This is a genomic window from Streptomyces sp. CA-210063 (assembly GCF_024612015.1).
GTDB lineage: Bacteria > Actinomycetota > Actinomycetes > Streptomycetales > Streptomycetaceae > Streptomyces.
Genome location: NZ_CP102512.1, coordinates 2,849,181 through 2,866,486, shown reverse-complemented (window position 1 = coordinate 2,866,486; position 17,306 = coordinate 2,849,181). Strand labels below are relative to the sequence as shown.

18 protein-coding genes and 1 pseudogene are annotated in these 17,306 nt (G+C 69.8%); 18 read left to right on the top strand and 1 reads right to left on the bottom strand.

The window, feature by feature from the left end; all coding sequences use genetic code 11:
• Window positions 1-8 precede the first annotated feature (8 nt).
• From lepB (JIX56_RS12205) to JIX56_RS12155, 11 genes and pseudogenes are all read left to right on the top strand, one after another.
• Window positions 9-737, top strand: a complete 729-nt coding sequence (gene lepB, locus JIX56_RS12205; RefSeq protein WP_257540096.1) for a signal peptidase I — start codon at window positions 9-11, stop codon at window positions 735-737.
• Window positions 730-1,827, top strand: a pseudogene (gene lepB, locus JIX56_RS12200) (signal peptidase I); the annotation flags it as partial. The gene lepB (JIX56_RS12205) and the pseudogene lepB (JIX56_RS12200), both read left to right, overlap by 8 nt.
• Complete coding sequence (gene lepB / locus JIX56_RS12195) at window positions 1,715-2,713, top strand: signal peptidase I (protein ID WP_443031808.1); 999 nt, start codon at window positions 1,715-1,717, stop codon at window positions 2,711-2,713. The pseudogene lepB (JIX56_RS12200) and the gene lepB (JIX56_RS12195), both read left to right, overlap by 113 nt.
• A gap of 81 nt (window positions 2,714-2,794) precedes the next feature.
• Window positions 2,795-3,541: a signal peptidase I gene (gene lepB / locus JIX56_RS12190; protein ID WP_257540090.1), complete on the top strand. Its 747-nt coding sequence runs from the start codon at window positions 2,795-2,797 to the stop codon at window positions 3,539-3,541.
• On the top strand, window positions 3,531-4,046 hold the full coding sequence (locus JIX56_RS12185) for an NUDIX hydrolase (RefSeq protein ID WP_257540088.1): 516 nt from the start codon (window positions 3,531-3,533) through the stop codon (window positions 4,044-4,046). Before lepB (JIX56_RS12190) ends, JIX56_RS12185 begins: the two co-directional genes overlap by 11 nt.
• Window positions 4,047-4,102: 56 nt before the next feature.
• Window positions 4,103-4,411 (top strand): DUF2469 domain-containing protein, encoded by a 309-nt coding sequence (locus JIX56_RS12180; RefSeq protein ID WP_005311352.1) that lies wholly within the window; start codon window positions 4,103-4,105, stop codon window positions 4,409-4,411.
• 117 nt (window positions 4,412-4,528) lie between these two features.
• Window positions 4,529-4,894 (top strand): YraN family protein, encoded by a 366-nt coding sequence (locus JIX56_RS12175; RefSeq protein WP_257540086.1) that lies wholly within the window; start codon window positions 4,529-4,531, stop codon window positions 4,892-4,894.
• Window positions 4,894-6,516, top strand: a complete 1,623-nt coding sequence (locus JIX56_RS12170; RefSeq protein ID WP_257540084.1) for a YifB family Mg chelatase-like AAA ATPase — start codon at window positions 4,894-4,896, stop codon at window positions 6,514-6,516. Before JIX56_RS12175 ends, JIX56_RS12170 begins: the two co-directional genes overlap by 1 nt.
• A 34-nt stretch (window positions 6,517-6,550) precedes the next feature.
• Window positions 6,551-7,711 (top strand): DNA-processing protein DprA, encoded by a 1,161-nt coding sequence (dprA, locus tag JIX56_RS12165; RefSeq protein WP_257540082.1) that lies wholly within the window; start codon window positions 6,551-6,553, stop codon window positions 7,709-7,711.
• Window positions 7,712-7,983: 272 nt separating this feature from the next.
• Window positions 7,984-8,820, top strand: coding sequence for an RNA polymerase sigma factor WhiG (whiG, locus tag JIX56_RS12160; RefSeq protein ID WP_257540081.1), 837 nt, complete (start codon window positions 7,984-7,986; stop codon window positions 8,818-8,820).
• 159 nt (window positions 8,821-8,979) lie between these two features.
• Entirely contained in the window at window positions 8,980-9,537 is a 558-nt protein-coding gene (locus JIX56_RS12155; protein ID WP_257550828.1) for a TetR/AcrR family transcriptional regulator, read from the top strand.
• Window positions 9,538-9,740: 203 nt separating this feature from the next.
• Here the strand turns inward: JIX56_RS12155 and JIX56_RS12150 are convergent, their stop codons facing one another.
• Entirely contained in the window at window positions 9,741-10,337 is a 597-nt protein-coding gene (locus JIX56_RS12150; RefSeq protein WP_257540079.1) for a M23 family metallopeptidase, read from the bottom strand.
• Window positions 10,338-10,609: 272 nt separating this feature from the next.
• Here JIX56_RS12150 and rpsB point away from each other — a divergent pair, with 272 nt between their 5' ends.
• The 7 genes from rpsB to rlmN all read left to right on the top strand — a co-directional run bounded on the left by rpsB (window position 10,610) and on the right by rlmN (window position 17,143).
• The gene (gene rpsB, locus JIX56_RS12145; protein ID WP_257540077.1) at window positions 10,610-11,548 is read left to right on the top strand and encodes a 30S ribosomal protein S2; all 939 of its coding nucleotides are present in this window, start codon (window positions 10,610-10,612) and stop codon (window positions 11,546-11,548) included.
• A 191-nt stretch (window positions 11,549-11,739) separates the two neighbouring features.
• A complete protein-coding gene (gene tsf, locus JIX56_RS12140; RefSeq protein ID WP_257540075.1) occupies window positions 11,740-12,576 on the top strand; it encodes a translation elongation factor Ts in 837 nt (278 codons plus the stop codon).
• A gap of 195 nt (window positions 12,577-12,771) precedes the next feature.
• Window positions 12,772-13,530, top strand: coding sequence for a UMP kinase (gene pyrH / locus JIX56_RS12135; protein ID WP_257540073.1), 759 nt, complete (start codon window positions 12,772-12,774; stop codon window positions 13,528-13,530).
• Between the two features lie 155 nt (window positions 13,531-13,685).
• A complete protein-coding gene (gene frr / locus JIX56_RS12130; RefSeq protein ID WP_037696051.1) occupies window positions 13,686-14,243 on the top strand; it encodes a ribosome recycling factor in 558 nt (185 codons plus the stop codon).
• Window positions 14,243-15,361, top strand: a complete 1,119-nt coding sequence (locus JIX56_RS12125; protein WP_257540071.1) for a phosphatidate cytidylyltransferase — start codon at window positions 14,243-14,245, stop codon at window positions 15,359-15,361. The genes frr and JIX56_RS12125 overlap by 1 nt, the downstream gene beginning before the upstream one ends.
• Window positions 15,362-15,522: 161 nt before the next feature.
• A complete protein-coding gene (locus tag JIX56_RS12120) occupies window positions 15,523-15,972 on the top strand; it encodes an SRPBCC family protein (RefSeq protein ID WP_257540069.1) in 450 nt (149 codons plus the stop codon).
• Window positions 15,973-16,036: 64 nt separating this feature from the next.
• Entirely contained in the window at window positions 16,037-17,143 is a 1,107-nt protein-coding gene (gene rlmN, locus JIX56_RS12115; protein WP_257540067.1) for a 23S rRNA (adenine(2503)-C(2))-methyltransferase RlmN, read from the top strand.
• Window positions 17,144-17,306: the final 163 nt, after the last annotated feature.

Genomic DNA, 17,306 nt, shown 5'->3' with positions numbered 1-17,306 from the left:
TGGCCCCGATGGACACCGAAGCACAGCGGCACATGGAGCGCGACCGTGCCTCCCGCCCTTCCGGCGACGAGTTCTCCGAGGAGATCTCCGACACAGGAGGGCCGGAGGGGCGGTCGCGTTTCGCATGGGCGGACCGGATCACCGCGTCGGTGCCGGGCGGGCGATACACCCTGACCGCGTTGTTCTGCCTGATTTTCCTGGCGCTGCTCAGCAACTTCGTGATGCAGCCGTTCCAGATTCCCAGCAGCTCCATGGCCAACTCATTGAGGATCGGGGACCGCGTTCTCGTAAATAAGTTGGCGTACCGTTTCGGATCTGAGCCGCAGCGCGGTGACGTCGTCGTCTTCGACGGGACCGGATACTTCGGGAACGCCGACTACATCAAGCGCGTTGTCGGCGTGGGGGGAGACCGGGTGGTCTGCTGCGACCAGGAGGGGAGGCTTGAGGTGAACGGCCGGTGGGTCGACGAGTCGTCGTTTCTTTACCCGGGAGACAGTCCGTCGACCGTGCCCTTCGACGTGGTCGTCCCCGAGGGCACCCTGTTCCTCCTCGGCGACCACCGCGGTGACTCCAGCGATTCCCGGGACCATCTGGGATCGCCCGGCGGCGGCATGATCCCCCTCGACGCCGTGATCGGCCGGGCCGACTGGATCGCCTGGCCCGCCGACCACTGGACACCTCTGGACCGTCCGGACGTCTACGGGCGCGTGGGCGCCGCCGGCGGTGCGCATGGGTAACCGTGGCAAACCCCGCGGTGCTCCCAGCACTGCAGCCGACAATCTGCTGCCCACCGGTACCCGGCGGTCCGGCGGTGCCGCCCGGCCGAGCCGCGTCGAGCGGCGCAAGCTCGCCCGCAAGATCAAGCGGCGCAGACGACGCTCCGCGGTCAAGGAGATCCCGCTCCTCGTCGGTGTCGCCGTCCTCATAGCCCTCGTCCTGAAGACCTTCCTCGTCCAGGCGTTCGTGATCCCGTCGGGCTCCATGGAGCAGACCATCCAGATCGGCGACCGCGTCCTGGTCGACAAACTCACCCCCTGGTTCGGCTCCAAGCCCACCCGCGGGGACGTCGTCGTGTTCAAGGACCCCGGCGGCTGGCTGGAGGACGAGCAGACGACGACCACCGCCGAGGACCCGATCGTCATCAAGCAGATAAAGGAAGGCCTGCAGTTCATCGGCCTCCTCCCGTCCGACGACGAGAAGGACCTGATCAAGCGGATCGTCGCGGTCGGCGGCGACACCGTGAAGTGCTGCGACACCCAGGGGCGCGTCACCGTCAACGGCATGCCGCTGGACGAGACGGCGTACATCCACCCCGGCAACCAGCCGTCCACCCAGCAGTTCGAGGTGACCGTGCCCCAGGGCCGCCTCTGGGTCATGGGCGATCACCGGGAGAACTCCGCCGACTCGCGCGCCCACCAGTCCGACGACTCCAAGACCGCCCAGTTCGGCGGCACCGTCCCCGAGGCGTCCGTCGTCGGCCGGGCCGTCGTCATCGCCTGGCCGGTCGGTCACTGGGGGCAGTTGGAGGAGCCGGACACGTTCTCGGCCGTGCCGAGCGGGTCGACCACCGCTCTCGGCGCTTCGCATAGGGTGGCTTCCGCGGATCGAAACAGTTTGATCCCCCTCCCGACCCCTGCGGAACTCCCGCTCGTTATGGGAGTGGTGGGCCTGCACCGGATGTGGCGTGGGCGGCGGTACGGAGTGAGGAGTGGATGTGGGGGATTTGGCGGTCGGCGCACGGTCCGGACACGGTGGTTCCGAAGAACGGCCGGAGCGATCCGACGAGGCGGCTTCCCCGGCCGCGGAGAACGTGGAGAACGTCGTGCGGTCCGAGGGATCCGCCGACTCCGGGAGTGACTCCCCGGGCGGAGCGGACGGCGGGGACGGGGCCCGCACCTCGGTCGACGACGGCGATCAGGACGATCGGCCCAAGAAGAAGCAGCGTTCCTTCTGGAAGGAACTGCCGATCCTGATCGGTATCGCGCTGGTGCTCGCGCTGCTGATCAAGACCTTCCTGGTGCAGGCGTTCTCCATCCCGTCGGACTCGATGCAGAACACCCTGCAAGAGGGTGACCGGGTCCTGGTCGACAAGCTCACCCCGTGGTTCGGCTCCGAGCCCGAGCGCGGCGAGGTCGTCGTCTTCCACGACCCGGACGGCTGGCTGGACGGTGAGCCCACCCTGGAGCCCAACGCCGTGCAGCGGGTCCTCGGCTGGATCGGCCTGATGCCGTCCGCCGAGGAGAAGGACCTCATCAAGCGGGTCATCGGTGTCGCCGGCGACACCGTGGAGTGCAAGGGCACCGGCCCGCTCAAGGTCAACGGCAAGGCGCTGAACGAGCCGTACGTCTACCCGGGCAACACCCCCTGCACCGTCGACGACACCGGCGGTCAGTTCAAGGTGAAGGTACCCGAGGGCAAAATCTGGGTCATGGGTGACCACCGGCAGAACTCGCTGGACTCCCGCTACCACCAGAACGACAGCAACAAGGGCATGGTCCCCGTCAGCCAGGCCGTGGGCCGCGCCATCGTGGTCGCCTGGCCGCCCACCCGCTGGTCCACGCTGCCGATTCCCGACACCTTCGACCAGAACCTGAACGCCGCCGCCCCCGGCGTGCTCGGTCTCGCGGGCGCGGTGCCGCTGGTGCTGTGGCGTCGGCGACGCCTTCTCGCCACCGAAAGCCCGAGGGTTTCTGGCACGGGTACCGCCGGGTAGGGTGCCGTCCCAGATCGCCGATCTTCCGTGGCCCGCACAGGGCCCGGACGGTCCGATTCTCCGACCTGGGGGAGCACTGGAATGAGCGGGACGACAAGTCGTACGGATCAGGGCCACGGACGGCTCGGCAGCAAGCTGTCGGGACTGGCCGTGGCCCTCGGCTGTGTGCTCTTCCTGGGCGGCTTCCTCTGGGGTGCGCTCGCCTACCAGCCCTACACCGTGCCGACCGACTCCATGGCCCCCACCATCACTTCCGGGGACCGCATACTCGCCGAGCGGATCGACGGCGCCGAGATCGAGCGCGGTGACGTCGTGGTTTTCCGGCAGGAGACCTGGGGCAACGCACCCATGGTCAAGCGGGTCGTGGCGGTCGGCGGCGACACGGTTGCCTGCTGCACCGACGGCAAGCTGACCGTCAACGGCAAGAAGATCGACGAGGGGTATCTGCCCGAGGGCGAGGACGCCGAGCTGACCGGCATCCCCGAGATCACCGTCCCCAAGGGCCGGCTCTTCCTCCTCGGCGACGAGCGCAGCGGCTCCCTGGACTCCACCGCGCACCTCACGGAGGCCGGTAACGGCACGGTGCCGCGGACCAGCGTGGACGCGCGCGTGGACGCCGTCGTCTGGCCCATGGAGGGCATGCTGGCCCGGCCCACGGGCTTCGAGGAGCTCGGCGCGCTCTCCTCTCCCGGCCCGCTGCGGCTGATCACCGCCGCGCTGGTCGTGGGCATGGTGCTCGTCCTGGGCGGCGCGGCCTACGGCCCCGTGGCCAAGCGATTCGGCGGACGCGGCCGTACGACGCAGTCGGAGCCGGCCGGTGTCGGCTGAGGACACGTACGAGGGCGGGCTGCGCAAGGTGGCCCGGGTGATCCTGCTGGATCCGCAGGAGCGCATCCTGCTGCTGCACGGACACGAGCCGGACGATCCGGCGGACGACTGGTGGTTCACGCCCGGCGGTGGTGTGGAGGGCGCGGAGACGCGCGAGGAGGCCGCCCTGCGGGAACTCGCCGAGGAGACCGGAATCACGGATGTCGAGCTGGGCCCGGTGCTCTGGCGGCGGATGTGCTCCTTCCCCTTCGCCGGACGCCGCTGGGACCAGGACGAGTGGTACTACCTCGCCCGGACCACCGATACGCGCCAGGTGGTGCCCGTCGCGGCGGGCCTCACGGAACTGGAACGGCGCAGCGTCGCCGGAGCACGCTGGTGGACGTGCGGTGAACTGGCCCGGGCGCATGAGACGGTGTACCCGACCAGACTCGCCGAACTGCTTCGCACACTGCTCGACGAGGGTCCCCCGGCCAGACCCGTGGACCTCGACACCGAAATTGTCTAGGGGCTCGCGGGACTGGCGCACAATGGTGGGATCGCACGGCTGAAGGGGAACATGCCATGAGCGCCGAGGACCTCGAGAAGTACGAGACCGAGATGGAGCTGAAGCTCTACCGGGAGTACCGCGATGTCGTCGGTCTGTTCAAATACGTGATCGAGACCGAGCGGCGCTTCTACCTGACCAACGACTACGAGATGCAGGTGCACTCGGTCCAGGGCGAGGTGTTCTTCGAGGTGTCCATGGCGGATGCCTGGGTGTGGGACATGTACCGGCCGGCTCGGTTCGTGAAGCAGGTCCGGGTGCTCACGTTCAAGGACGTGAACATCGAGGAGCTGAACAAGAGCGATCTGGAGTTGCCGGGCAGCTGAGGCCGAGGGGTCTTCATGCGTGCGGGTGATGAAGTTATCCACAATCGCCCGCTCGTCCACCAAGATCCAATAGTGGGCTGAGCTGCCCTCAATGTTGGCGCCGGAGGTGGTGCCGACATGAGCAACGCACGAGGTGCACTCGGCAGGTACGGCGAGGAGCTGGCCGCGCGGCGGCTGGCCGAGGCCGGGATGACGGTCCTGGAGCGCAACTGGCGCAGCGGCAGGACCGGCGAGATCGACATCGTGGCCCGCGACGGGGACGCACTGGTCGTCTGCGAGGTGAAGACACGCAGGGCCGGCCCCTTCGAACACCCCATGGCGGCCGTCACGACGACAAAGACGGAACGACTGCGCGGCCTCGCCGAACGCTGGCTCCAGGAACACGGAGGGAGCCCGCCGGGCGGTGTCCGCATCGACATCGTGGGCGTCGTCCTCCCCGACCGCGGCGCCCCCGTCGTGGAGCACGTGCGGGGGGTGGCCTGATGGGATTCGCCCGCACATGCTCCGTGGCCCTCGTCGGCGTCGAAGGCGTCCTCGTCGAGGTCCAGGCCGACCTGGAACCGGGGGTCGCGGCCTTCACGCTGGTGGGGCTGCCGGACAAGAGTCTGACGGAGAGCAAGGACCGGGTCAGGGCGGCGGTGGTCAACTCGGGTGCCGAGTGGCCGCAGAAGAAGCTGACGGTGGGGCTCAGTCCCGCATCGGTGCCCAAGGCCGGCAGCGGATTCGACCTGGCGGTCGCCTGTGCGGTCCTGGGCGCCTGCGAGCGGATCGATCCGCGGGTGCTCTCCGACATCGTGATGATCGGAGAGCTGGGACTCGACGGGCGGGTCCGGCCGGTGCGGGGCATTCTGCCCGCCGTGCTGGCCGCCGCCGAGGCCGGATACGAGCAGGTGGTGGTACCGGAGTGTGCCGCTGCGGAGGCCTCGCTGGTGTCCGGCGTCTCGGTTCTGGGGGTGCGCACCCTGCGGCAACTGATCGCCGTGCTCGCGGACGAACCCGTGCCGGACGAGGCACCCGACGACGGCCGCCCCGACCCGCTCATGGCGGGACTTCGTATGCCGGGCACGGGAGCGGCCACCGGTATGCACACCGCGGGGGCCGCGCAGCACGACCTGGGCCATGACCTCGCCGATGTCGTGGGTCAGCCGGCGGCCAGGACCGCCGTGGAGGTCGCGGCGGCCGGCGGGCACCATCTCTTCCTGGAAGGGCCGCCGGGCGCCGGCAAGACGATGCTCGCCGAGCGGCTGCCGGCCATCCTGCCGAAGCTGGCGAGGGAGGAGTCGCTGGAGGTCACGGCGGTCCATTCGATCGCCGGTCTGCTGCCGGCCGGGAAGCCACTGGTCGACCTGGCGCCCTACTGCGCCCCTCACCACTCGGCCACCATGCAGGCCCTCGTCGGCGGCGGCCAGGGCGTCGCCCGTCCCGGCGCGGTCTCCCTCGCCCATCGCGGCGTGCTCTTCCTCGACGAGACCCCCGAGTTCAGCGGTCAGGCACTGGACGCCCTGCGGCAGCCGCTGGAGGCGGGGCACGTCGTGATCGCGCGCAGCGCGGGAGTCGTGCGGTTCCCGGCGAAGTTCTTGATGGTGCTCGCCGCGAATCCATGTCCCTGTGGTCGCTTCTCGCGGACGGACGACCTGTGCGAGTGTCCGCCCGCCTCGATCCGCCGCTATCAGGCCCGGCTCTCCGGGCCGCTGCTGGACCGGGTCGACCTCCGGGTCGAGGTCGACCGGGTCACCCGGTCCGAACTGACCCGGCGCGGAGCCCGGGGCGAGTCCACGGCCACGGTGGCCGACCGTGTGCGCTCGGCCAGGGAGCGGACGGCCGCGCGGCTGCTCGGCACACCCTGGCGGACGAACAGCGAGGTCCCAGGGCGTGAACTGCGGAGCCGGTGGCACGCGATGCCGGGCGCGATGGACGAGGCCGAGCGCTGCCTGGAGAGGGGAGTCCTCACCGCGCGCGGCCTGGACCGGGTGCTCCGGGTCGCCTGGACCATCTCCGACCTCGTCGGCCACGACCGCCCCGACGCGACAGACGTCAACCTGGCCCTGCAGCTGCGCACCGGAGTCCCTCGCGGGGTGCCCATGGCGATCGGGGCGCTGACATGACGCCCGCGGCCTGTGGCTCGTCGGCGGGTGAGCCATGACCGGCGGCGGTGCGCCGGATGCCGAGCGGCTCGACCGCGCCTTCCTCGCCCGTGTCATCGAACCCGGAGACGAACTGGGCGGGCGGTGGCTGCGGGACCTCGGCGCCCGGGAAGTAGTGCGGAGGCTTTCCGGGGGCGGGCGACCGCTGCCGGACGCCTCGGAGAAGAGGTGGGCGGGACTGTGCGCCCGCGCCGGGCGCGCCGACCCCGAAGGAGACCTGGCCGAGGCGAGGGAGGCCGGGGTCCGGTTCCTCGTGCCCGGGGATGCAGAGTGGCCCGGGCAGTTGGACGACCTCGGGGACGGGCGGCCCGTGGGGCTGTGGGTGCGGGGGAAGGCCAATGTGCGGATGTGGGCGTTGCGGTCCGTGGCCGTGGTGGGAGCGCGGGCTTGCACGGAGTACGGGGCCCATATGGCGGCCGCGCTGGGGGCGGGGCTGGCCGAGCGGGGATGGGTGGTCGTGTCCGGTGGGGCGTACGGGGTGGACGGGGCCGCTCACCGGGGTGTGCTCGGGGTCGGTGGGGCGACCGTCGCCGTGCTGGCCTGCGGGGTGGACCGGCCGTATCCCAGGGGGCATGCGCAGTTGATCGGCAGGATCGCCGAACAGGGCCTGGTGGTGGGGGAGTTGTCGCCGGGGGAGCATCCGACACCGAGCCGGTTCATCCTGCGGAACCGGGTCATCGCCGCGCTCACCAGAGGGACCGTGGTCGTGGAGGCGGCCTACCGCAGTGGGGCGCTGGTCACGGCGCGGGCCGCGCAGCGGTTGGGTCGGTTCACGATGGGCGTGCCGGGGCCGGCGACCTCGGCCCTCTCGGCCGGCGTGCACGAGCTTCTGCGAGGGGGCGCCCTGCTCGTGTCCGACGCCGCGGAAGTCGTCGAGCTGGTGGGTGACATGGGGGAGCTGGCCCCGGACCGGCATGGGCCGGTGCTCCCTCGTGACCTGCTGGAGCCCGGCGCCCGGCAGGTGCTCGCCGCCCTGCCCGGGCGGGGGACCGCGGCTGTCGAGGAGGTCGCCCGGGGCGCGGGCACGACGGTGGACGACGCGGTCGGGAGACTGTACGAACTCCGATCACTTGGTTACGTCGAACGACACGGCGACGGCTGGAAGTTGACACGCCAGGCGATGATCTCCGTCTCGCCCGATCTGAGGCGAAGGTGACCGAGCGTGTTCGGCCGTCCGGGGGAACGCCGACAGCCTTGCGGTTTCCGGTAGTTGGCGTCCCGGGCCGGTCACACAGCGCGATCTTCGTGACCCGGTGGGGCGTCCAGCGGAACGTATCTGCGTACGAGCGATCCGCCGCCCTTCGCGCACTGCGACTCCCCAGTCACGCTACGCTCACGAGGATTCCGACTCAGGACAGGCAACTCGACATCAGACCGACAGCTCACCCAGGCACCCCCAGTTCACGGCAGAACGGCACAAGGCGACGAATGCCCCAGCACACCTCCGGGTCTGACCGGGCGGCGGTACCTCCCGCCGCTCGCGGCACCGTGCGCCCGCCCGCCCCCTCGACACTCGACGAGCTGTGGCGGACCTACAAGACGACGGGCGACGAACGGCTGCGCGAGCAGTTGATCCTCCACTACTCACCCCTGGTCAAGTACGTCGCCGGCCGGGTGAGCGTCGGCCTGCCGGCCAACGTCGAGCAGGCCGACTTCGTCTCCTCCGGCGTCTTCGGGCTCATCGACGCGATCGAGAAGTTCGACATCGACCGGGAAATCAAGTTCGAGACGTACGCGATCACCCGGATCCGGGGCGCGATGATCGACGAGCTGCGCGCGCTGGACTGGATCCCCCGGTCGGTGCGGCAGAAGGCGCGCAACGTGGAGCGGGCCTACGCCACGCTGGAGTCGCGGCTCAGACGCACCCCGAGCGAGGGCGAGGTGGCCGCCGAGATGGGGATCGCGGTCGACGAACTCCACGCCGTCTTCAGTCAGTTGTCGCTGGCCAACGTGGTGGCGCTGGAGGAGCTGCTGCATGTCGGGGGCGAGGGCGGCGACCGGCTGAGCCTGATGGACACGCTGGAGGACACGGCCGCGGACAACCCGGTCGAGGTCGCCGAGGACAGGGAACTGCGCCGCTTCCTGGCGCGGGCCATCAACACATTGCCCGACCGGGAGAAGACCGTCGTCACGCTGTACTACTACGAGGGGCTCACGCTCGCGGAGATCGGGAACGTGCTGGGGGTGACCGAGAGCCGCGTGAGCCAGATCCACACGAAGTCGGTGCTGCAGTTGCGGGCGAAGTTGGCCAGTTTCGGCCGCTGAGCCGGTCCGACCTGGCCGGATGTGGTTCCTGTCCGGGCTTCTGGGGGCTTCGCTGGGGTTTCGGCCGGGGCCGGTCGGGGGCCGGTCGAGGGAAGGCACTCCCGTGGGTGGCGGTCCGTCCGTAAAGTGGTTGAGGTGCCAAGGATTCGAGCGGCCTCTGTGGCCGAGCACCGGTCGATGCAGCGAGCCGCCCTGTTGGACGCGGCTCGATCCCTGCTGTCCGAGAGTGGGACGGAGGCGTTGACGTTCCCGGCGCTCGCCGAGCGCACGGGGCTGGCGCGGTCGTCCGTGTACGAGTACTTCCGGTCGCGGGCCGCGGTGGTCGAGGAGCTGTGCGAGGTCGACTTTCCCGTATGGGCGGCGGAGGTCGAGGCGGCGATGGCCGCGGTCGACTCGGCCGAGGGCAAGGTCGAGGCGTACGTCCGCAAGCAGCTGGAGCTGGTCGGGGACCGGCGGCACCGGGCTGTGGTAGCGATCTCCGCGAGTGAGCTGGATGCCGGGGCCAGGGAGAAGATCCGGGCCGCGCATGGTGGGCTCGTCGCGATGATCGTGGAGGCGCTCGCGGGGTTGGGGCACGCGGAGCCTCGGTTGGCCGCGATGCTGTTGCAGGGCGTCGTGGACGCGGCTGTGCGGCGCATCGAGCTGGGGGCGGCGGAGGATCCGTCCGCCATCACCGAGGCGGCTGTGGGGATGGCTCTGCGGGGCGTGCGGGGCTGAGCGTGCGGGGCTCCGGGCGCCCGGAGCCTGGGCCTTCATCGCCAGGTGCCCGGCGTCAGGGCTGAGCTCGGGGCGGGGTATCGCTCACCGGCGCCGGCCGGGTGCCGCTGCGCCCACCCGTGCCGCCCCCGGCGGCACGACTGCCCGCAGCTGGGGCAGAGGGACGCGGTGGGCAGCTGCCCCTGCGGCTCGGCCACCTGCGGTCAAGACAGCGGCAGCAGGCGTGATGGTCCCCTTCGTAGCAGCCACGGCGGCAGCAGCGACAGCGGGTCCAGGTAGGTCTCCCCTCTGCGCAGGCCCCAGTGCATGCATGCTGTCGGGCAATGGGAGCGGGCGGCTTCCAGGGTGCCCAGGATCGTGCCTGTGGTGACCTCGTCGCCCTTCTTCAACGACGCCTGTACCGGTTCGTAGGTCGTGCGCAGGGGTGGGTCGCCGGTGTCGGAGAGTTCGACCGCGATGACTCCTCGGCCCGCCACCCGGCCCGCGAAGGACACTCGGCCCGGCGCGACCGCTCGTACCGGGGAGCCGGGTGGGGCGGAGAGGTCGACGCCCCGGTGGCCCCGGGCGTAGGTGGTGGGCGGGGGCTCCCAGGCGCGGACCACCGAGGGGCGGAGGCCCACCGGCCAGGCGCGGCCCACGGCGGGTACGGACTCCTCGGCGGTCGGCGCCCCCGGGGCCGCGCGTGGCGCTGTCGTCCAGGCCGTGCCCAGGAGGGTTGCCGTCAGGCAGGACAGCAGCGTCAGCCAGGCACGTAGTCGTGCTCGTGATCGTGCTCGCAGCTTCGTTCGCTCGTGAGACATGGCGGAAGCGTCCCGTGAACGGGCCGATCCGGCCGGGATCTGTGGAGTACTCGCCGGTTGTGGATATCGGCGTCACCCGGGGCCTCGTGGGTCCCGTACACTTCTGATGGCGATCCGGGTCACCGGGTCGACTTCGCACGCCCCGGTACGAGGCCCGTCTGTGGTCCGTATCAGCGCCCCTCGGTCCTTAGTGGCAACGGCGCATCGCGGGCGTCAGGCGCGGGAGCCGTCCGGTTCCCGCGGCACAACCGAGAAATTCAAGGAGAACGGCCATGGCCGTCGTCACGATGCGGGAGCTGCTGGAAAGCGGCGTCCACTTCGGTCACCAGACCCGTCGTTGGAACCCGAAGATGAAGCGCTTCATCTTCACGGAGCGCAACGGCATCTACATCATCGACCTGCTCCAGTCGCTGTCGTACATCGACCGCGCCTACGAGTTCGTCAAGGAGACCGTCGCCCACGGCGGCACGGTCATGTTCGTCGGCACGAAGAAGCAGGCGCAGGAGGCCATCGCCGAGCAGGCCACCCGCGTCGGCATGCCCTACGTCAACCAGCGCTGGCTGGGCGGCATGCTCACCAACTTCTCGACCGTCTACAAGCGTCTGCAGCGCCTCAAGGAGCTTGAGCAGATCGACTTCGAGGACGTCGCGGCCTCCGGTCTGACCAAGAAGGAGCTCCTGGTCCTCTCGCGTGAGAAGGCCAAGCTGGAGAAGACCCTCGGCGGTATCCGCGAGATGCAGAAGGTGCCCAGCGCCGTCTGGATCGTGGACACCAAGAAGGAGCACATCGCGGTCGGCGAGGCCCGGAAGCTCAACATCCCGGTCGTCGCCATCCTCGACACCAACTGCGACCCCGACGAGGTCGACTACAAGATCCCGGGCAACGACGACGCGATCCGCTCCGTCACGCTGCTCACCCGCGTGATCGCGGACGCGGTCGCCGAGGGCCTCATCTCCCGCTCGCGTGTCGCGACCGAGGGCAAGGGCGAGAAGGCCGCGGCCGAGCCGCTGGCCGAGTGGGAGCGCGACCTGCTCGAGGGCGAGAAGAAGGCTGACACCGAGGACGCGGCCCCGGCCGCCGCTGAGGCTCCGGCTGCTGCCGAGACCCCGGCCGAGGCCCCGGCTGAGGCTGAGGCCGCCGTCGAGGCCGAGGCCCCTGCCGCTGAGGCTGAGGCCGCCGAGGCTCCGGCCGCGGACACCGAGCAGGCCTGACCTTCACGGTCGTAAGGCTGTCGAGATGACGGCGGGTGGCGCCGAGCACGCCACCCGCCGTTCATCCACAGCCACTAGATCTTCGTGGCCGTAGATCTTCACAGCCCGTAGATCTTCGGCGGGCGCCCGCCCTGTGCGCGGGGGCGGACGCCGATTCGAGACTTCGAACTCCGAGAAGAGATTCACAGATCATGGCGAACTACACCGCCGCCGACGTCAAGAAGCTCCGTGAGCTCACCGGCGCCGGCATGATGGACTGCAAGAAGGCCCTGGACGAGGCCGAGGGCAGCGTCGACAAGGCCGTCGAGGCGCTGCGCATCAAGGGCCAGAAGGGCGTCGCCAAGCGCGAGGGCCGCTCCGCCGAGAACGGCGCCGTGGTCTCCCTCATCGCCGACGACAACACCTCCGGTGTCCTGGTCGAGCTGAAGTGCGAGACGGACTTCGTCGCCAAGGGCGAGAAGTTCCAGGCCGCCGCCGCCGCGATCGCCGAGCACGTCGCCAAGACCTCCCCGGCCGACCTCGAGGCCCTGCTCGCCTCCGAGATCGAGGCCGGCAAGACCGTCCAGGCGTTCGTGGACGAGGCCAACGCCAACCTCGGCGAGAAGATCGTCCTCGACCGCTTCGCGCAGTACGCCGACGGTTTCGTCTTCTCCTACATGCACCGCACCATGCCCGACCTGCCCCCGCAGATCGGTGTCCTGGTCGAGCTGGACAAGGCCGACGCCGACGTGGCCAAGGGCATCGCCCAGCACATCGCCGCCTTCGCGCCGAAGTACCTCTCCAAGGAGGACGTGCCGGCCGAGGTCGTCGAGTCCGAGCGCCGCGTCGCCGAGGAGACCACCCGCGCCGAGGGCAAGCCCGAGGCCGCCCTGCCGAAGATCGTCGAGGGTCGCCTCAACGGCTTCTTCAAGGACGCCACGCTGCTCGGCCAGCCGTACGCGCTGGACAACAAGAAGTCCGTGCAGAAGGTCCTGGACGAGGCCGGTGTCACCCTGAAGCGCTTCACGCGCATCAAGGTCGGCATCTGAGTCCGTTACGCGACGGGCGCCCGGCCCCGATAGGGTCGAGTGCAGTCGTTCGCGTACGCACGCCACGCGCGCGCGTGACGCGCGACGGACGGCAGCAGATCTGACGAGGAGGCCATTGCCGCGCATGGGATGCGAACACCACCCCACCGGCAATGGCCTTCTTCGTATGTGCGACACGTAAAGAGGCGAATCTCCATGACCACCAAGCCCGAGAAGAGCGACGACGGCAAAGTACGCGGCCGGTATCTGCTGAAGCTGTCCGGAGAGGCGTTCTCCGGGGGCGGTGCCATCGGCGTCGACCCGGACGTGGTGCATGCCATCGCCCGGGAGATCGCGGCCGTCGTACGCGATGGAGCAGAGATCGCGGTCGTCATCGGCGGCGGCAACTTCTTCCGCGGCGCCGAACTCCAGCAGCGCGGCATGGACCGGGCCCGCTCGGACTACATGGGCATGCTCGGCACGGTCATGAACTGCCTCGCCCTCCAGGACTTCCTGGAGAAGGAGGGCATCGACAGCCGGGTCCAGACCGCCATCACCATGGGCCAGGTCGCCGAGCCCTACATCCCGCTGCGCGCCGTGCGCCACCTGGAGAAGGGCCGCGTGGTCATCTTCGGCGCCGGTATGGGCATGCCGTACTTCTCCACCGACACCACCGCCGCCCAGCGCGCCCTGGAGATCGACGCCGAGGCGCTGCTGATGGGCAAGAACGGCGTGGACGGGGTCTACGACTCCGACCCCAAGACCAACCCGGACGCGGTCAGGTTCGACTCCCTCGGCTACGGCGAGGTCATCACCCGCGAGCTCAAGGTCGCCGACGCCACCGCGATCACGCTCTGCCGCGACAACAAGCTTCCGATCCTCGTGTTCGAGCTTCTCAAGGAGGGCAATATCGCGCGGGCCGTCAAGGGTGAGAAGATCGGCACTCTCGTGGGTGATCAGGGAAGCCGGGCCTGACCGGGGCCTTCCCCTGCCCGGGGGACGGAGCCTGACCGGGGGATGGACAATGTCCTGCCGGTCGGGAACCGTGCAGGAATAAGACGCGACGCAGCCGGCCGCCGACCTGACCAAGTACAGCTGCCGGGCCTACTCAAGACACGCAGGAGCAAGTGGTGATCGAAGAGACCCTCCTCGAGGCCGAGGAGAAGATGGAGAAGGCCGTCGTCGTCGCCAAGGACGACTTCGCCGCGATCCGCACCGGTCGTGCGCACCCGGCGATGTTCAACAAGATCGTGGCCGACTACTACGGTGCGCTGACGCCGATCAACCAGCTGGCTTCGTTCTCGGTGCCGGAACCGCGCATGGCCGTGGTGACCCCGTTCGACAAGACCGCCCTGCGCAACATCGAGCAGGCGATCCGCGACTCCGACCTGGGCGTCAACCCGAGCAACGACGGCAACATCATCCGAGTGGTGTTCCCCGAGCTCACCGAGGAGCGCCGCCGCGACTACATCAAGGTCGCCAGGAGCAAGGCGGAGGACTCCAAGGTGTCCATCCGCGCGGTCCGCCGCAAGGCCAAGGACGCGATCGACAAGCTCGTCAAGGACGGCGAGGTCGGCGAGGACGAGGGCCGCCGTGCGGAGAAGGAGCTCGACGACACCACCGCGAAGTACGTCGCCCAGGTGGACGAGCTGCTCAAGCACAAGGAAGCGGAACTCCTCGAGGTCTGATGAACGACTCTTCCTGGGGAGCGCCGTCACAAGCCGGGTACTGGGCGCCGACCGACCGGGGACCTGTCCAGGGGCAAGCCCCGGCGGGTCCCACGTACGATGCGCCTGAGGCCCAGCAGACTCGCCCCATGCCCATCGTGCCCGACGTACCCGCGCAGGGCGGGAACCAGGACGACGACCGGGGGGCCGCTCGACCGGCCGGCCCCCCGTTCCCTGACGAGACGCCGTCGGCGCACCCCCACGGGGGGGCGCCGCAGAAGCCGGAGCCCATGCCCGACGCCCCGCAGCCCGCCCCGCAGAAGAAGAGTGCGGGCCGTGACCTGGGCGCCGCCATAGGGGTCGGCGTCGGGCTCGGCGTGGTCATCGTCGCGTCGCTGTTCATCGTCAAGGCCGTCTTCGTCGGCGTGATAGCGGTCGCCGTGGTGGTCGGGCTGTGGGAGCTCACCTCGCGGCTGCAGGAACGCCGGGGCATCAAGGCACCCCTCGTGCCGCTCGCGGTCGGCGGGGCCGCCATGGTCGTCGCCGGGTACGTGCGCGGGCCGGAGGGCGCCTGGGTGGCCATGGCGCTGACCGCGCTCGCCGTGCTGGTCTGGCGGATGACGGAGCCGCCGGAGAACTACCTCAAGGACGTCACGGCGGGGGTCTTCGCGGCCTTCTACGTGCCGTTCCTGGCCACATTCGTCGCGCTGATGCTCACCGCCGACGACGGGCCGCAGCGGGTCCTGGTGTTCCTGGTGCTGACGGTCGTCAGCGACACGGGCGCGTACGCCGTCGGCTGGCGCTTCGGCACGCACAAGCTCGCGCCGCGCATCAGCCCCGGCAAGACCCGCGAGGGCCTGCTCGGCGCGATCGCCTTCGCCATGGTCGCGGGCGCCCTGCTCATGCAGTTCGTCATCGACGACGGCGCCTGGTGGCAGGGACTGCTCCTCGGTCTCGCCGTCGCCGCCAGCGCCACGCTGGGGGACCTCGGCGAGTCCATGATCAAGAGGGACCTCGGCATCAAGGACATGGGCACGCTCCTGCCGGGCCACGGCGGGATCATGGACCGCCTGGACTCCCTCCTCCCGACCGCTCCGGTGGTCTGGCTGTTGCTGGTGCTGTTCGTGGGCTCTGGCTGACGAGCGCGTACGCGATGTGAGTGAGCCCCCGCCCTGTTCCGGGCGGGGGCTTCTTGCCGTGGACCCGCGGGAGGCACGGTGGGACGATTCTCGTGGAGGCCCTTGTAGGGGTCTCATGGAAGCCCTTGTAGGGGGGATCGCCCTGAAAGGGGGCGGGCTTCATGTCCGACTTCCGTGAATCGATCGACATCGATCGCCGCCCGGAGGATGTCTGGGCGTACATCACCGAGTTCACCCACGTTCCGGAATGGCAGGAGAGCGCGACTGCGACGGAGCGGCTCGACCCCGGCCCCGTCGGCGTCGGTTCCCGCCTGCGCATCACCCGGCACATCGGCCGCCGGGACATCCCCATGACCATGGAGCTCACCGAGTTCGAACCACCACGCGTCTGGGGTATGCAGGGCATCGACGGCCCCGTCCGTCCTCATGTGCACGGCGAGATCACCCCGCTCGACGACGGCCGCCGCTCCCGCGTGACCCTTGAGGTCGGCTTCGAGGGCAAGGGCATCGGCAAGGCCCTCGTCCCCCTCGTCGTCCGCCCTCAGATGCGCAAGGAACTGCCCCGCAACGAGCAGCACCTCAAGGACAGGCTGGAGCACCCCGTCGCCTAGCCCCACCGGAGGGCAGGGCCGTGGCAGCAGGTCACCCCAAACGATCTGCGACACTTGACGAGCCATGCCTAAGCCCGGAGAACTCACATTCGTCGCCCCCCGTGGAGCCAAGAAGCCGCCGCGGCATCTTGCCGATCTCACGCCTGCGGAGCGTAAGGAAGCCGTTGCCGCGATCGGTGAGAAGCCGTTTCGTGCCAAGCAGCTCTCGCAGCACTACTTCGCGCGGTACGCGCACGCCCCGGAGCAGTGGACCGACATCCCCGCGGGTGCGCGCACCAAGCTTCAGGAGGCGCTGCTTCCGGAGCTGATGACGGTCGTACGGCATCTGTCGACCGACCAGGAGACCACGCGCAAGACGCTGTGGCGGCTGTTCGACGGGACGCTCGTCGAGTCGGTCCTGATGCGGTACCCGGACCGGGTCACCATGTGCATCAGTTCGCAGGCCGGGTGCGGGATGAACTGCCCCTTCTGCGCCACCGGGCAGGCCGGGCTCGACCGGAATCTGTCCACCGCCGAGATCGTCCATCAGATCGTCGACGGGATGCGGGCGCTCCGGGACGGCGAGATCCCCGGTGGGCCCGCGCGGCTCTCCAACATCGTGTTCATGGGGATGGGCGAGCCGCTCGCCAACTACAACCGGGTCGTGGGCGCCATTCGCCGCCTCACCGATCCGGAGCCGGACGGGCTCGGGCTCTCGCAGCGGGGGATCACCGTGTCGACGGTCGGGCTCGTGCCGGCCATCCACCGGTTCTCGGACGAGGGCTTCAAGTGCCGGCTCGCGATCTCCCTGCACGCGCCGGACGACGAGCTCCGCGACACGCTCGTGCCGGTGAACACGCGGTGGAACGTGCGGGAGGTCCTCGACGCCGGATGGGAGTACGCGGCCAAGTCCGGGCGGAGGCTGTCCATCGAGTACGCGCTGATCCGGGACATCAACGACCAGGCGTGGCGCGGTGACCGGCTGGGCCGGCTGCTCAAGGGCAGGCCGGTGCATGTGAATCTGATTCCGCTGAACCCGACTCCCGGCTCGAAGTGGACGGCCTCCCGGCCCGAGGACGAGAAGGCGTTCGTCGAGGCCATCGCCGCCCACGGGGTGCCGGTGACCGTCCGGGACACCCGCGGACAGGAGATCGACGGGGCGTGCGGTCAGCTCGCGGCGACCGAGAGGTAGTCTGAGACCCGTACGTACATATTCATATTCCGACAGGGGAGCGCCACAGCGCTGAGAGTGCGGCATCCAGGCCGCAGACCCTCTGAACCTCGCCCAGGTCATTCTGGGTAGGAAGTTCGGTCTTCACTCAAGCTGTTGCGCCCTGCCCGGAAGCCTTCGGAAC

What these genes read in the sequence shown, in the direction of transcription:
- lepB (WP_257540096.1), top strand. Translation starts at nt 9, where the DNA reads ATGGACACCGAAGCACAGCGGCACATGGAGCGCGACCGTGCCTCCCGC.
- lepB (WP_257540090.1), top strand. Translation starts at nt 2,795, where the DNA reads ATGAGCGGGACGACAAGTCGTACGGATCAGGGCCACGGACGGCTCGGC.
- JIX56_RS12180 (WP_005311352.1), top strand. Translation starts at nt 4,103, where the DNA reads ATGAGCGCCGAGGACCTCGAGAAGTACGAGACCGAGATGGAGCTGAAG.
- JIX56_RS12175 (WP_257540086.1), top strand. Translation starts at nt 4,529, where the DNA reads ATGAGCAACGCACGAGGTGCACTCGGCAGGTACGGCGAGGAGCTGGCC.
- JIX56_RS12170 (WP_257540084.1), top strand. Translation starts at nt 4,894, where the DNA reads ATGGGATTCGCCCGCACATGCTCCGTGGCCCTCGTCGGCGTCGAAGGC.
- dprA (WP_257540082.1), top strand. Translation starts at nt 6,551, where the DNA reads ATGACCGGCGGCGGTGCGCCGGATGCCGAGCGGCTCGACCGCGCCTTC.
- whiG (WP_257540081.1), top strand. Translation starts at nt 7,984, where the DNA reads ATGCCCCAGCACACCTCCGGGTCTGACCGGGCGGCGGTACCTCCCGCC.
- JIX56_RS12150 (WP_257540079.1), bottom strand. Translation starts at nt 10,337, where the DNA reads ATGTCTCACGAGCGAACGAAGCTGCGAGCACGATCACGAGCACGACTA.
- rpsB (WP_257540077.1), top strand. Translation starts at nt 10,610, where the DNA reads ATGGCCGTCGTCACGATGCGGGAGCTGCTGGAAAGCGGCGTCCACTTC.
- tsf (WP_257540075.1), top strand. Translation starts at nt 11,740, where the DNA reads ATGGCGAACTACACCGCCGCCGACGTCAAGAAGCTCCGTGAGCTCACC.
- pyrH (WP_257540073.1), top strand. Translation starts at nt 12,772, where the DNA reads ATGACCACCAAGCCCGAGAAGAGCGACGACGGCAAAGTACGCGGCCGG.
- JIX56_RS12125 (WP_257540071.1), top strand. Translation starts at nt 14,243, where the DNA reads ATGAACGACTCTTCCTGGGGAGCGCCGTCACAAGCCGGGTACTGGGCG.
- JIX56_RS12120 (WP_257540069.1), top strand. Translation starts at nt 15,523, where the DNA reads ATGTCCGACTTCCGTGAATCGATCGACATCGATCGCCGCCCGGAGGAT.
- rlmN (WP_257540067.1), top strand. Translation starts at nt 16,037, where the DNA reads ATGCCTAAGCCCGGAGAACTCACATTCGTCGCCCCCCGTGGAGCCAAG.